The organism is Desulfoluna sp. (genome assembly GCF_030145185.1).
In the GTDB taxonomy this organism is placed as follows: Bacteria; Desulfobacterota; Desulfobacteria; order Desulfobacterales; family Desulfolunaceae; genus Desulfoluna.
The window spans coordinates 1-14,321 of the sequence record NZ_JAQYWB010000034.1; the positions used below are offsets into that span (position 1 = coordinate 1).

Here is a 14,321-nt window from a genome sequence, read left to right on the forward strand (position 1 = left end):
GTGGTGAGCAATGACTTCCACGGGGGCTTTCTGGCCACCCGGCATCTTTTGGAACAGGGGTACCGGCGCATTGCCTATATCTCCCATCCCCGGTATACCATCTCCCTGAATCGATACATGGGCTATCTGAGCGCGTTGAACCTGGCCGGTGTCGAGCCTGAGCCCGGGCTGGCCGTGTTTTCCGATTCCTGGGAGTTTGAGGCGCCGGGTTATCAGGAGATGGGGCGGATGCTGGAAGAGCAAAACCCCCCGGACGCGGTGTTTTGCTTTACCGATCTTATCGCCAAAGGCGCGTACGATGCGGTCATGGATCGGGGGCTTATGCCGGGTCGCGACGTGGGAATCGTGGGGTATGACGACACCTCGGTCTGCCGCACTCTCTCTCCTCAGATCAGCTCCGTAAAAATCCACTCCTTTGAACTCGGACGCCAGGCGGCCGAGCTTCTCTTTGACAGGATCTCCGAACCCCGTGCCAAAGGCACGACCTCCATCATTCTCACCCCGGACCTCATGGTCCGTGAAAGCAGCTGCCGGGTATAGCGGATGCCAGTAAAAAGCATGCCTCCGGCGGCAAGGTGAGCCACCTTGAAAGCGGGTGTGCGAATGCTCTACGGCTGGCGGTGCCCTGGGCACTTCGCGTCCGCATTCGCGTGACGGGAGAGGGGTGGCAACGGATGTCGCACGTGCATGAGCTGCCGGTGCTTCCGTGTCAATTCACGGGTTGACATTACTCGCTCCCAGGGAACGTAACCAGGCGGAGCCTATGTACAAGAGAAAACAGCCAAAACGTGTCTCGTATCCGTTGTCACATCCCAACAAGCGACTCCCTCCCAACGGTATCGCGTAAATGTCGCGACGGAGCACGGCGCGCCCGAAAAACAGCACTGCAGAGAAGTTGAAGAGAAATGGAGCCCACCGAACGGAAACATTGCCCGGGCTTGGCACTACGGCATCCTCCTGGGCGCGCCGTGCTCCGCCGCGGCTTTTTTACTCGCTCCCAGGCTCCGCCTGGTAGTGTCTGGTGCAAGGCTCTGCCTTGCCGGTATGGTGAACCCTGGTTTGAAGCTTTAAATTTGCAGGTTGCGATGGGATCAGGCATGGAGGCGGAGCCTCGGGGGAACGTAACCAGGCGGAGCCTGGGTACGAGATAAAGTTATATTATCGTGTAGGGCCTGAGGCCCCGCCCTTGATTTCTCAGGAGACGGGGCCTCAGGTGTTTTGCGGTTATTTTTCGGCGGGTGCGTCCGGGGTCAGGCCCAGAACGACTCGGGCCACATGATCGGCCGCCTGTTCCGGGGAGGCGCAGGAAACCACGCCTTTGATATCGGGTGGATCGACCAGGCCAAAGACCTGTTTTTCGAACTGAAGGCCGAAGGCGAGCTCGGGGGGGGTGCCGTGGCCGCCACCGATGGCGATCAGGCAGAGGGCCGATTGGGCCACCGGGGCGTTGCGGGCCACGCCGATACCCGTGGCGATGGGGACGGTGACGTAGGGATTGGCCAGGGTCGGGTCGGCATCGGGCAGGATGCCCACGCTGATGCCGCCGGCCATGGCGCTCCCCTTGCAGGCGGCCTCCATGATGCCCTGGCGTCCACCGCAGATGAGGGTGAGCCCCATCTGGCCCAGGAGGTTGCCCATGGCCTGGGCTGTGTGAAGCTGAACATCGGTGGCCTCTCGGCCACCGATGACAGCCACGGGAATTCTGCAGGGGTGGCCACTTTCGGCCTGGAGCCACCGGACAGCGTCCTTCAGGGAGAGGGGACTACCTGTGGGGGGGCGCTCTTCGGGGGCTCGCTGTACCCAGCATCGTTCCCGTGGTGTAAATTGGGTGTTCGTCTCCGGGCAGATCAGCCCGTTTTCTATATCAAGCAACAGGGACATTGCGGTCTCTCCTGAGGGTAAAAAGCTCTCCGGCTGCCAGTATCAGTGTGCACAGGGTCAGCAGGATCACGGACAGGGCCGCGGCTGAAGGGAAATCTGTGCCGGTATCGGAGATGCGGCTGTAAAGGAGAAGAGGTAAAATATTAACCTGGGTGCCCACCAGGGCCAGGGCGGTACCATAGGCGCCGATGGCGACGGCCGAGACCAGGCAGAAGGCATTCACGGCGCTGGGCATGATCTGGGGGATCAGGATATCGATCACAGCCCGGGCCGGATGAGATCCCAGAGACTGGGCCGCCCGGATCTGTGCCCGATCAAAGTTGACCAGGACCGGCAGCAGGATGAGCACCACCCTGGGGATCAGATAGTAGGAGTAGGCAAAGGCCAGGCCCACGGGGCTGTAAAGAAACCCTGAGAACCGGGACGGGTCCACACCCACCTCGGCCAAGCCGAGGGTGACAAATCCGGATCGTCCATAGGCCAGAATAAATCCGTAGGCCACGATGAGCCCTGAAAACGTCAGGGGCAGGGAGATCCAGAATTGAAGGCTGGTGCGCATGCGTTCCGACAGGGTGGAGAGGTGAAGCGCCACCCCGAATCCCACCAGCAGGGAGAACGTCGGGGCGGTGAGCCCGATGACCAGGCTTCCCCCCAGCCCTTTCCAGAAAATAGGGTCCGTGAGAACCTTCTGAAAGGCCGAGCCGCCGTTTGCAAAGCCTTCCCCGGTGACCATGGCCAGGGGGATGACAAAGAAAAACAAAATGACCAGGGAGCCGGGGGCGGCCATAAGCAGCAGCCGCCACCGGTCCGATGTGTTGCGTTTATTTTCCAAGGATCAGCTTCGCCCAGGTTGTGTCGATTTCAGATTTAAGCGCGGACGCCTTGACCAGGTCCAGGGGTCGGAGCTGGGGGGTTTCCGGGAATCGGTCGGCGATGTCCGCGGGCAGCTTGAGGCCGGGAACTGAAGGCCGGACAAAGCCTTCGGCAAAGGTGGTCTGGCCCTGGTCCGTCATGATGAAGTTGAGCCAGAGTCTTCCGGCGTTGGGGTTGGGTCCGTTTTTTACGAGGCTGATGGCATAGGGGGCGGCCACGGTGGCTTCGCTGGGGATGACCACGGCAATGTTATCGCCCATGCGGTCTTTGTACTTGGCCTTGAGGCCGTCGTTTTCATACCCGATCCAGATGGGGATTTCTCCCTTGACGAATTTGGCGTACGGGGTGGTCCCTTCGACCCGCATGATGTTGCCTGTCTTGTGGAGAGAAGCCAGGTACTCCATGCCCGGGTTGATGTCGGTCATGTCTCCGCCTGCCCCGAAGTTGGCTGCAAAGCTCAAGACCTGGCCCTGTCCTGTGGAGCGGGGGTCCAGGTAGACAATGCTGTTTTTGTATTCGGGTTTGGTAAGATCGGCCCAGGAGTGGGGAATGTTTTTGACCAGCTTGGTGTTGACGAGAAAGGCGATGGTCAGCTGGTGGACGACAAACCAGCGGCCCTCTTTTTCCCGGTAGACTTCGGGCAGCTTTTCGAAGTTGACGGGTTTAAACCCTTCGAGCAGCCCTTTGGCGGCTGCGTCAATGGCCGAACCGCCGAAATAGTAAGCGGAGTCGGCCTGGGGGCGTCTGCGCGATTTGTCCAGGGCCACCACGGTGGCGCCGGAGCCCAGGTCGTTGTAAGCCATTTCTACCTGAGGGTAACGTTTCTTGAACCGCTTGAACATATTTTTCCAGTTGGCCCAGGTGGGGCCGGTGTCAAACGAAACCACCATGCCTTCTTCCGTGGCTTTTTCGTAGAGGGCTTTTTCGCCGGGGTAGAGCTCGGGGCCCTCAAGCGCGTGGGCTGCCTGGCAGATCAGGATCAGGGAGGCGGCACCGATCAGAATGGATTTAAGTTTCATCGAAAATCTCCAAGGTTGTGTGTTAGGGCTGAATCGGCAGGAGTCTGACATGCTCCGGCCTGATGTTGATTGAATCGATGGGGCCACGGATGCCCGTCTGGCCCAGGACCAGAGAAGGGCCTACGGACAGGTCGAAGCGGCGTATGGCGCCTAAGAAACGATCCCGGACTACCGCGCCGGTCAAGGCGTTGATTCCGTCGGTTGCCTTGCCGATACCGATGTTTTCCGGTCGAACCAGGACAGTAACGGGTTGGCCGGTGGAAAGGCCATGGGGCTCGGTCGTCAGCCGTCCGAAGGGGAGCTCTACGGTATCGTGGGCCACGGTTTTTCCGTCCCAGAGGTTGGCTTCGCCGACAAAGGCGGCCACGCTCCGGGTGGCGGGATGGTCGTAGAGTTCTCGGGGGGTGGCGACCTGGACCAGGCGTCCGGCTTCCATCACTGCCACGCGGTCGGCCATGGAGAGGGCCTCTTCCTGGTCGTGGGTGATATGGACCGTGGAGATGGAGAATTCCCGCTGAAGTCGCTGGATCTCATCCCGCATGCTCCCCCGCAGGCTGGCATCCAGGGCGGAGAGGGGCTCGTCCAGGAGCAGGGCCCTGGGAGCAAACACCAAGGCGCGGGCCAGGGCCACTCGCTGCTGCTGGCCGCCGGACAGGGTCTGGGGCATGCGGTTCTCAAAGCCTTGAAGGCCCACCCGCTCTAAGGCCTCTACGGCTTTTCTCTCACGGGTCTCAGAGGGGACTTTTCGGATTTTTAACGGGTAGGCCACGTTCTGCCAGGCGGTCATGTGGGGAAACAGGGCGTAGGTCTGAAAGACGACCCCCAGCTGGCGGTTTCTGACCGGAAGCTGGGTGATGTCATCGCTGCCCAGCAGGATCCGTCCCCGGTCAGCGGTTTCAAACCCGGCGATGAGTTTGAGCAGGGTGGTTTTCCCGGATCCGCTGGATCCGATAACGGCCAGGAGCTCGCCGTCACCGATGGAGAGGTTGATATCAAAGACACCCGAGGTGGTTCCCGGGTAGGTGAAGTTTACATTCTCAAGTGTGAGGCTCATGATCGATGTGTCCGGTATTGACTGGCGGAGCGGGCAGCAAGGGCGCCACCGGCCGAGGCAAGCAGTGCCAGGATAAGTAGAATGACGGTGGCGGCACAGGCGAACCCTGTGGAACCGTAAAAAGCCTGGAGCAGCACCACCGGGTAGGGCCTGTATAAAAACCCCGAGATGAGATTGGAGAGCTGGAACTCCCCGATGGAGAGGGCCGCCACCATGATGAGGCCTGAGCCCAGGCTGTGGCGCAGCAGGGGGACCACCACATCGAAGAACTGTCGAAAAAATCCGGCCCCCATGGATTCTGCCGCCTGTTCCAAGGTGTCCAGGTGGAGATGGCGCATGTCCGCCACCAGGGTCTGCAGAAGATAGGGCAGGGTCAGGACCACGTGACCCGCAATGAGCAGCCAGATGCTGTTCAGCCAGGGCAGGGCATCGCTGGTGAAGACCAGGATAAACCCGAAGGCCAGAACCAGTGGCGGGGCGGCAATGGGCAAGAGAAAAACAATGCGGGCTGCCGCCATGATTTTTTTGGAGGCGCTCCTGTACAGGGCATAGGCCAGGGGCACCGCAAGAAGGGTGCAGAAGATACAGGTGGCGGTCACCACCTCCAGGCTCACGATAAAGGCCCTTCGGAAGCTTCCGTCGTCCCATAATTCAAGGAACCACTCCAGGGTAAAGCCGGTGGGAAGCAGGGTGTTGGTCCAGGTCTCCCCGAAAGCTCCCACAAAGAGCAGGATAATGGGGATACATAGATAAACCAGGTATAAACCTGTGACAAAGCGCATGGCGCGAAACATTCCTCCATCGTGCCCTGGGTTCCCCCGAGGGTCGGCGGTGAGTATTGGTCTGTCCAATTATAGAAAATGGGCTGGCCACAAAATGATTATTAACAGTTTTTACTGGCCGAGACTCTATCGTTTACTTCTCAGGCTGTCAATGCTCACCGGGTGCCCTTTGTCGAATTAACACAAATTTAACAAATAAGGTAAGACCTTGTGATGTATTTTGGGGGGGATGGGACGGGGTGCGGAACGGTGGCTGGGGATAAATATTTTTAACGGGCCACTTGGCTGTTTAGCGGGCCACTTTTGGGGGATAGGTTGGCCCGGGAAGGCATGGCTCCGCTCGGGCGTTTATTGAAAGGGCATGAATGAAGCGAAGACATCGAACGAGGAACTTTTTTCATGGGGGGATGAATGCCACGGCGCGCTGCCTCACAAAAGGAGGGCAACGCGCAGCGGCAATCAGGTACAGAGGTGGTAACACCTCGCAATGGTAATTTGTGCACCAAGAACTTTTCTGTGCTTGGTTCAGGTATCGCTCCGCTCCGGCTTTTATCAAAAGGCCATGAGCGAAGCGAATACATCGAACGAAGAACGAGGAACCAAGCACCAAGCACTTTTTTTACTTACATCCGGATCACACGTCCCGGGGCGTTACCGGTGGTTTTGCCATCCGTTACCACGGGGGCGCCGTTGACCAGCACGTGGGAGATTCCGTCGGGGTGCTGGCAGGGGTCGGTGAAGGTGCCGTTGTCGCAGATGGTGTCGGGGTTGAAGACGGTGACATCGGCGAAGTACCCTGGTTTCAGGAGGCCTCGGTGTTCGATGGCGAAGACCTCGGCGGGGCGGCCCGTCATTTTACGGACGGCTTCTGTCAGGCTGAGGGCTTTTTTGTCGCGGGAGTAGCGGCCAAGGACCCGAGCGAAGGATCCGTAAACTCTCGGGTGGGGCTTGCCGCCCAGGAGGCCGTCGGTGCAGACGTTCATTTCGGGGCGTCTCATAAACCCTTCAACGTGCTCTTCCAGGCCGTAGAAGTCCACCATGCCCACGGCATTTTCTTCCTGCAGGAGGAGGTCGAAGGTGGCCTCGTAGGGGTTTTTGCCCCGCAGCTCGCCTAATTCTGTCAAGCTTTTGCCGATGGCGTCTTTGTTTTTGTCTGTTTTTACGTCAGTGACGAAGATGCCGTCAAGCCCTGCGAACTCCACGAAGTTGTCCCACCCATGGATGCCCGTTTCGATGTCTTTGACCATTTTTTTGCGGAGGTCTGCGTCTCCCAGTCTTGCCAGGAGCTTGTCGGTGCCGCCGTCGTGGACCCAGGGGGGGAGAATGACGCCCAGCATGGTGCTGCCGGCCACGTAAGGGTACTGATCGAAGGAGACTCGGATACCTTCGGCTTTGCATTTTTCCAGGAGTTCGAGCACTTTTTCATACTTATCGGCGTTGTTTTTGCCGCAGACCTTGAAGTGGGAGAAGTGGATCTTGGCCCCGGATTCCCGGCCCATGGTGATCACCTCTTCCATGGATTCAAGGATGGCGTCGGCTTCGCTGCGCTGGTGGATGACTAAGGGGCGGTCGAACTCTGCGCAGACCTTGCAGAGGGCGATCATCTCACGGGTGTCGCTGTAGGCACAAGGCATGTAGATGAGTCCGGTGGACAGGCCCATGCCCCCGGCTTCGAGGTCTCGCCTCAGGATATCCTGCATGCAGGCAAGGTCTTCATCGGTGCCGACCTTGTTGTCGAGACCGATGCCCTCCATGCGGACGTTGCCGTGGGGGATGAGGTACCCTTCGTTGGGGGCAGAACCGTTTGCTTCCAGGAGTTTCAGGTAGCCGTCGGTGGTCTTGAAGGTCCAGTCGAGGTCTTCCACGTCCCCATCTAAGCCGGCAAGGTTCTTGCGCCAGGGGCTGATGTATTCAACGGGGAGGGGAGCCGCAGAGATGCCATCCTGGCCCAGGATCTCGGTGGTGATTCCCTGTCGGGTTTTTGCCTCGACAAGGCGGTCTTTAAAAAGGAGCAGGTCAGAGTGGCTGTGGGTGTCGATGAACCCGGGGCAGATCACCTGGCCGTTGGCGTCGATCTCTTCGTCAAAGGTTCCTGCCGGGGCAGGGCCCGCTGTTACGGCCGTAATTCGGTCGTCTTCCATGATCAGGCTGCCGGAAAAGGCTGCGTCGCCTGTTCCGTCGATAATCGTTCCGTTTTTGATTAGACGTTTCAATTCAGATCTCCCGTGAATGCGTGTAACTGTTCGGCTTGCCTTTTCTGGTTAACGTGTGGTGAACCACAGAGCCTCAGAGGTCTTGGATGAAAAACCAAAAGCCTGCCTCCGGCGGTGAGGGATGCCCCTTCGAGTGCCGGTTGCAGATGATGACCCAGGCTATTCCACAGGTTTTGCAAGTCTGTGGACTCGGTGTCGTGAAATCGCCAAGTCCAGCGTATATCTGAGTGCCCTGTGGCAGGAGGAGGGCGACACCCTCCCCCTGCCACTCGGGACAAAACATATGGATAGATTTAAAAAAACAAGCACAGCCTGCGGCGTCCCGCCATCCGGGACGCCGCGAACTGTTTTGCGATTATGCTGCGTCTTCCTTGGCCTGTGCCTCGTGCTCTGCGGTGATGGCCAGGGGGGCGGAGGGTTTGCCCATGGCGATCTCGATTTTAGAGATGGCAAAAAAGACGACGGTGCTGGTGAAAGAACCGAAGATGATGGACATGACGCCGTAAGGCTCGCCCATCTGTTTCCAGACGATGGCGGCTACAGAGCCCAGGATGATGGACCAGAGTCCGGCGTTTACCGTGGCTTTTTTGTAGACCAGGCCGAAGACAAAGGCCGCAAAGGGACCGGCTGCGCGCATGGTAAAGGCGAGGATCAGAAGGGAGATGATGGGGTAATCGTTCAAGGCGATGACGATGGAGCATGCCCCCACGATGATGATGGCCCCTTTACTCCAAGTCATCAGATCTTTGTCCGCTGCCTTGGGGTTAAGGTAGGTCTGGTAGACGTCTTTCGTGAACAGGGTGGAGACGGCCAGCATGTTGCCGGAGGCGCTGGACATAGTCGCTGCCACAACCGATGCCAACACCAGCCCTGCGATGATTGTGGGCGCGAAATGCTGCGCTGCCGTGGGCAGGGCGCTGTTGGCGGAGATGTTGGGGAAGTGAGCCAGGGCGACCAGGCCGATGATGGCTGGGATAAATCCGTAGCAGGCCATGAGCACAGAGCAGAGGAAGGAACCGGTCTTGGCAACCTTGGCGTTTTTTGCCGCAAAGTAGCGCTGAACCGCTTCCTGACCGGTTGAGAAGGTCATGAAGTACATCAGGATCAGGCCGGCGATGGTTTTCCAGCCCACCTTGGTGAGGCCCAGCTGACCGGGAGGCAGGTTCTCCACAAGGTAGCTCCAGCCGCCTGCGTTATGTAAAATAATGGGCATGGCGATGGCCATCCCCACGGTAATGAAAAAGATGTGAACGATGTCGGTGTAGGCGACGGAGACCAGCCCCCCCATGAGGGTGTAGCCCGTGACCACACATCCGACGATCACAACCACGGTTTTTATGTCCGCTCCGGTGACCACGTGAATGACCGACGAGGTGGCCACCACCTGGGCGGCGGTGGCGAAGAAGAGCGCCGAAATGGAAAGGATGGTGGTGATCATGTGGGACGCCTTGCCGTAGCGTCGGCCGATAATCTCCGGAACCGTCGTGGCCATGGATTTACGCAGATAAGGAGCCACAAAGGAGACGAGGAAGATCCCGATTCCTGCGCAGACCACATACCAGCCGGCGGAAAGGCCCCATTCTCCGTATGCTTTGGAGGCAACGCCCAAGGTGGAACCGCCGCCAATCTCGGCGGCAGCCAGAGTCCCTGCGACCATCAAGGGGCCAAGCTGGCGGCCGGCCAGCATAAAGTCGTTTGAACCTTTGATTTTTCGTTTGGCAACCCAGAGGCCGATGCCAATCATGCCTGCCATATATGCGACAATGATGTAAAATGTGCTTGTCATGATACTCCCCTTGTTCGAATCAGTTGTTGAGCAGGCTTTTGATAATCGCTGAATACCCCTCAACCGCTTTTGCAAGCTGGTCGGTGGTGATGTATTCGTCGTCGGTGTGGGCCAGGGTCTCCAGGGAAGGGCCAAACCCTAAGGTTTTGATGCCCGCTTCTCCGGCATAGTGGCTTCCGTTGGTGCAGAAAGCATAGTGGGAGATCTTTGAATCGATGCCCACGGCTTTCAGTCCGGCCAGGGACTTCTGAATAAATGCCTCGTCCTCTTTGTAAAGCCATGCGGGGAAGAATCGTTCGGCGGAGATGGTTTCGCCGGTGTAGCAGGCCGCCTGGTCGGTGGCCAGGCCAGCGGTGGCAGAAAACTCAGAATCTTCAGCCGTGCAGGCAGCCACGGCTTCGTGGATGGGGGCCAGAACGCTTTCGATGGTCTCGCCCACCAGCAGACGTCGGTCGTAGGTGACGCGGCAGGAAGAGGGGACCACAGAGGCACCGGGGTAGGGGGCAGACTTGATATCCGTCAGCACGTTGGTCCCTTTGCCGAGGACGGGGTGATCCGGGGGGGTGATGGCTTCCACCTTATTAAGAAGGGCCATCATCTTGTGAACGGCATTGATGCCTGCTTCAGGCGAGGCGGAGTGAGCGGGTTTTCCTTGGGTTTCCAGGACGATTTCCGCGCGGCCACGCTGGGCGATTTTCAGGTTTAACTGGGAGGCTTCGCCGATGATGACGTAGTCCGGCTGAACCCTCTGGCTGATTTCTCGGGAGGCGACGCCTTCAAAGCACTCTTCGTGCACGGCACCCACCACGTGGATCTCCCCTTCGAAATCTCGACCGGTCTCTTCGGCCACCTGTAAGGCCGCGCAGGCCATGGCGGCCACGGCGCCTTTCATGTCGGACGAACCCCTGCCGAAAATTTTGCCATCGATGAGATCGGCACCGAAGGGTTTTTCGGTCCAGCGGGCCGGATCCACGGGGACGGTGTCGATGTGGCCGTCCAGAAGGACTTTTTTGCCGGGGCGGTTGCCGCGAATGGTGCCGGTGACACTTCCGTATCGGTCCACGAACACCTCGTCGAACCCGTTGGACTCCAGGAATTCTTTCAGGACCCCGGCAACCCCCGCTTCTTCACCAGAAACGCTGGGTTGCTTGATCATGTCTTGGCACAGTGTGATAACCTGCTCTTTTTTCGCTTCATTTAGCATTGTTTTTCCTCCTCATTCTCGGTATGGCGGCCAAACCAGGTGATGTCTCGGTAGATGTCAGGATCCGTATCGCCTTCGGTGCTTATCAGGAGCACGCGCGAATCGGAATCAATTTTCAATTGTTCCCGGATATATCCCAATTCCGGGCGTGTCATGATCAGGTGGAGCAGGCCGGCGGTGACGGCTCCGGATTCACCGGAGATCACCTGGGGATCGCCTGCGACCGGGGCGCCCAGGATGCGCATGCCGTTGGCTGCGACCCAGTCCGGGCAGGAGATGAAGCCGTCGGCGTAGTCGCGGAGAATGTCCCACCCGATGATGTTGGGCTCACCGCAGGCAAGGCCCGCCATCAAGGTATCCATGTCACCGGTGGTGAATCGGGGCTCACCGTCGCCGGCTTCGGCAGATTTGTAGATGCAGTTGGCCTTGTGGGGTTCAACCACGGTGGTGATGGGGCGATTTTCTCCGAAGGCGGTGGCCAGAAATCCCTGGATTCCTCCGGCATAGGAGCCGACCCCTGCTTGGAGGAAGATGTGAGTGGGAGCGCTCGCCTTGATCGCGTCCAGCTGCTCAAGGGCTTCAAAGGCCATGGTCATGTAGCCCTGCATAATCCACGCAGGGATGTCTTCATAGCCTTTCCAGGCAGTGTCCTGCACCATGACCCACCCTTTTTCCTGGGACTGTTTCCAGGCGAGGCGGACGGCGTCGTCATAGTTCATGTCCGTGATGGAGGCTTCGGCCCCTTCGGCCTGGATATTGGCCAGGCGGGTGAGGGACGATCCTTTGGGCATGTAGATGACAGATTTCTGGCCCATCTGCCGCGCGGCCCAGGCCACACCGCGGCCGTGGTTGCCGTCGGTGGCCGAGACAAAAGTGATCTCTCCCACGGCTTTTCGAGTGGCGTCGGAACGAATGGCCTCAGCCGTCAGCTCTGAAATGTCCACACCCAGGCGTTCAGCGATGACGCTGGCGATGGCGAACCCGCATCCGAGAACCTTAAAGGCGTTGAGCCCCATACGTTTGGACTCATCTTTCACGTAAACGCTGGCAACGCCCAACGTCTTGGAGAGCCCAGGCAGCGAGGCCAGGGGGGTGGGAGCGTATTCGGCAAAACTCTTAAAATAATCGCGAACCACCGCAGCTTTTTCAGCCGAAAGAAAGGCGGTGTCTGCCTTATCTCCCTTTTGCCGTGCGGAGGGGTTTGCAATAAAGTCGATGTTTGTGGTCATGAAGTGTCCTTAAATGTCGGCGGTTACTTCTGTTTCAACTTCGGCTCCCATGGGGGAGGGCGGCGACCTGAACGCAGCAGCAGGCAGGGTCGTCACCGTCGAAGAAGGGGGTGTAAATATCGTTCATGTCATCACATGAGTGCTTGGGTCTGTGTTGCTACGGGGGACAGATAAAGCAACTCGCGGGCCAAAAATGATAATTTTTTTATAACCTTCGGAGAACAGGGGTGTTTTGCCTTATTCATGCACTGAGTGGGGCAGCTTTAGGTGAAAAGTTGATTATCGTTTTGATAATAATTACCAAAATGATAATATTGCTTTTTAAGAAAATTTATAGATGGTATGGGCGGTTTCTTTTGAATATCCCTTCTGATTCGGGATAATTGGTGCTATGTATTTTTGCGCGCTATGGAAAATGGAACGAATATCAAAATGATAATAGGCGGATTGCAAAGGAAAGATCAGGATGCTTTATTCAATTGAAGAGTCCATCAGGAAATTTGCCCATGTGATTGCCGTGGTCGTGGGCATGGACGTGGAAGTGGTGGGGGCGGACCTGAAACGAATCGCCGGAACAGGTCGGTATGCCGAAGGGGATGGCAAAAGCATCGAGGATGAAGGCGAGGTCTATCGGCACGCCTTGAAAACCGGGCGACCGGTGTGCATCGATAACCCGAAGAATGATCCGATCTGCTTCAACTGCAAGAATCGGGAAGGGTGCGAAGAGAAGCTCACCCTCTGCTCTCCGATTCTCCGTGACGGCAAGGCCATCGGGATTATCGGTATCATCTGTTTTACCGAACAGGACAAACGTACCATCTTGAAGAACCGTAATAATTACGGGGCGTTCCTCTCTATGATGGCGGACCTGATCGCCGCCAAAGCCGAGGATTATCACCATATCACAGAGACCACCCAGACCCTGGACGTCCTGAGGCAGGTGATGGACGTTCACGCCGGGGGCATGTTTGTCTTTGGGGCCGATGGGAGCGTGACTTACGCCAACGCCCACGCCAGAAAGGAGCTGGGTATCGAAGACCCCGGAGATACCGTCTCCGTACAGCTGATCCCCACCGGCAACACCGTGGGGGATGCCGAAGAGTATGAACTCCATTTCGGGGAACAGCACCTGGTGATCATGGGGCAGATGGTGGACCTGAAAAAAGACGACCCCCGCTTCTCACGGGTGATGCTTTTTGAGACCCAGACCGACTTCACCCGGAAGGTGTCCAGTCTCACCTCCTCAGCCGGAGGGGAAGGTCTCGACGCCATCCTTGGAATGTCGCCTGCCATACGCAGGCTCAAAGAACAGGTCATGGCCATCACCACCTCCTCATCCACGGTTCTGATCAGTGGAAAAAGCGGCACGGGAAAAGAGCTGTTCGCCCGGGCCATCCATCATGAGGGCGATCGCCGGGAGCAGCCCTTTGTGGCCATCAACTGCGGGGCCATCCCCGATACCCTCCTGGAGAGCGAGCTCTTCGGCTACACCTCAGGCGCCTTTACCGGCGCAAACCCCGGGGGTCGCATCGGAAAATTCGAGCTGGCACATAAAGGGGTCCTCTTTCTCGATGAGATCAGCTCCATGCCTCTTTATCTCCAGGTGAAACTGCTGCGGGTGCTCCAGGAACGCAAGGTCGAACGCCTGGGTGCCAATAAACCCATCGACGTCGACATCCGGGTGGTGGCCGCCACCAACGATGACCTGCCGGAACTCATCGCCAAGAATATGTTCCGCAGTGACCTTTATTACCGACTCAATGTCATTCCCCTGGAAATTCCCCCCCTATGCGAACGCATCGAAGACATTGACCTGCTCGCCGACCATTTTCTCGTCAAGTACAGCCGCCGCTTCAGCAAACGGTTTAAAAAAATTGAAGGGTCCACCATGGCCCGTCTTCGCAGCTATGCATGGCCCGGTAACGTCCGCGAGTTTGAAAACATCATTGAGTTTATGGTCAATATGATGCCCGCCGACGGCGTCATCAATGACGCCCTCCTGCCCTCCAGGATTCTTCAAAATCACGACAGCTGTGCCGCCCTCCCCACAGAGAACGCCGTCCTCCCCCTCAAAGAGGTGGAAAAGCGGGTTATCACAGAAGCCGTGGCCCGCTACGGCAACGATACCAAAGGAAAACGCACCGCCGCCACCGCCCTGGGGATCGGGGTGGCCACCCTGTATCGGAAAATTCGGGAGTATGGGATTGAGTAGCGAGTAGTGAGTGGTGAGTAGTGAGTAGGGAGTAGTGAGTAGTGAGTAGTGAGTAGTGAGTAGGGAGT

General features: G+C 58.0%; 11 protein-coding genes. 2 read left to right on the forward strand and 9 right to left on the reverse strand.

Going from position 1 to position 14,321, the window contains the following annotated elements; translation table 11 throughout:
* Nucleotides 1-540, forward strand: a 540-nt coding sequence (locus Q1Q75_RS12275) for a LacI family DNA-binding transcriptional regulator (RefSeq protein ID WP_300670874.1), incomplete at its 5' end; no start/stop codon positions are given.
* A gap of 684 nt (nucleotides 541-1,224) precedes the next feature.
* Here Q1Q75_RS12275 and Q1Q75_RS12280 read toward each other — a convergent pair.
* The 9 genes from Q1Q75_RS12280 to dpaL all read right to left on the reverse strand — a co-directional run bounded on the left by Q1Q75_RS12280 (nucleotide 1,225) and on the right by dpaL (nucleotide 12,041).
* Nucleotides 1,225-1,881, reverse strand: coding sequence for a DNA-binding protein (locus tag Q1Q75_RS12280; protein ID WP_300670876.1), 657 nt, complete (start codon nucleotides 1,879-1,881; stop codon nucleotides 1,225-1,227).
* Nucleotides 1,865-2,713: an ABC transporter permease gene (locus Q1Q75_RS12285; protein WP_300670879.1), complete on the reverse strand. Its 849-nt coding sequence runs from the start codon at nucleotides 2,711-2,713 to the stop codon at nucleotides 1,865-1,867. The genes Q1Q75_RS12280 and Q1Q75_RS12285 overlap by 17 nt, the downstream gene beginning before the upstream one ends.
* On the reverse strand, nucleotides 2,703-3,773 hold the full coding sequence (locus tag Q1Q75_RS12290; RefSeq protein ID WP_300670881.1) for an extracellular solute-binding protein: 1,071 nt from the start codon (nucleotides 3,771-3,773) through the stop codon (nucleotides 2,703-2,705). The genes Q1Q75_RS12285 and Q1Q75_RS12290 overlap by 11 nt, the downstream gene beginning before the upstream one ends.
* Before the next feature lie 22 nt (nucleotides 3,774-3,795).
* Entirely contained in the window at nucleotides 3,796-4,827 is a 1,032-nt protein-coding gene (locus Q1Q75_RS12295; RefSeq protein ID WP_300670883.1) for an ABC transporter ATP-binding protein, read from the reverse strand.
* A complete protein-coding gene (locus tag Q1Q75_RS12300; protein ID WP_300670885.1) occupies nucleotides 4,824-5,609 on the reverse strand; it encodes an ABC transporter permease in 786 nt (261 codons plus the stop codon). The genes Q1Q75_RS12295 and Q1Q75_RS12300 overlap by 4 nt, the downstream gene beginning before the upstream one ends.
* 623 nt (nucleotides 5,610-6,232) lie before the next feature.
* On the reverse strand, nucleotides 6,233-7,822 hold the full coding sequence (locus Q1Q75_RS12305) for an amidohydrolase family protein (RefSeq protein WP_300670887.1): 1,590 nt from the start codon (nucleotides 7,820-7,822) through the stop codon (nucleotides 6,233-6,235).
* 355 nt (nucleotides 7,823-8,177) lie between these two features.
* The gene (locus Q1Q75_RS12310) at nucleotides 8,178-9,608 is read right to left on the reverse strand and encodes a sodium:solute symporter (RefSeq protein ID WP_300670889.1); all 1,431 of its coding nucleotides are present in this window, start codon (nucleotides 9,606-9,608) and stop codon (nucleotides 8,178-8,180) included.
* A 19-nt stretch (nucleotides 9,609-9,627) separates the two neighbouring features.
* On the reverse strand, nucleotides 9,628-10,812 hold the full coding sequence (locus Q1Q75_RS12315) for a YgeY family selenium metabolism-linked hydrolase (protein ID WP_300670891.1): 1,185 nt from the start codon (nucleotides 10,810-10,812) through the stop codon (nucleotides 9,628-9,630).
* Complete coding sequence (dpaL, locus tag Q1Q75_RS12320; RefSeq protein ID WP_300670893.1) at nucleotides 10,806-12,041, reverse strand: diaminopropionate ammonia-lyase; 1,236 nt, start codon at nucleotides 12,039-12,041, stop codon at nucleotides 10,806-10,808. The genes Q1Q75_RS12315 and dpaL overlap by 7 nt, the downstream gene beginning before the upstream one ends.
* Before the next feature lie 466 nt (nucleotides 12,042-12,507).
* Here dpaL and Q1Q75_RS12325 point away from each other — a divergent pair, with 466 nt between their 5' ends.
* Entirely contained in the window at nucleotides 12,508-14,253 is a 1,746-nt protein-coding gene (locus tag Q1Q75_RS12325; RefSeq protein WP_300670895.1) for a sigma 54-interacting transcriptional regulator, read from the forward strand.
* Nucleotides 14,254-14,321 lie beyond the last annotated feature (68 nt).

Bases quoted from the DNA above. Each gene is read 5' to 3' on its own strand.
- Q1Q75_RS12280 (WP_300670876.1), bottom strand. From the start codon at position 1,881: ATGTCCCTGTTGCTTGATATAGAAAACGGGCTGATCTGCCCGGAGACG.
- Q1Q75_RS12290 (WP_300670881.1), bottom strand. From the start codon at position 3,773: ATGAAACTTAAATCCATTCTGATCGGTGCCGCCTCCCTGATCCTGATC.
- Q1Q75_RS12295 (WP_300670883.1), bottom strand. From the start codon at position 4,827: ATGAGCCTCACACTTGAGAATGTAAACTTCACCTACCCGGGAACCACC.
- Q1Q75_RS12300 (WP_300670885.1), bottom strand. From the start codon at position 5,609: ATGCGCTTTGTCACAGGTTTATACCTGGTTTATCTATGTATCCCCATT.
- Q1Q75_RS12310 (WP_300670889.1), bottom strand. From the start codon at position 9,608: ATGACAAGCACATTTTACATCATTGTCGCATATATGGCAGGCATGATT.
- Q1Q75_RS12315 (WP_300670891.1), bottom strand. From the start codon at position 10,812: ATGCTAAATGAAGCGAAAAAAGAGCAGGTTATCACACTGTGCCAAGAC.
- dpaL (WP_300670893.1), bottom strand. From the start codon at position 12,041: ATGACCACAAACATCGACTTTATTGCAAACCCCTCCGCACGGCAAAAG.
- Q1Q75_RS12325 (WP_300670895.1), top strand. From the start codon at position 12,508: ATGCTTTATTCAATTGAAGAGTCCATCAGGAAATTTGCCCATGTGATT.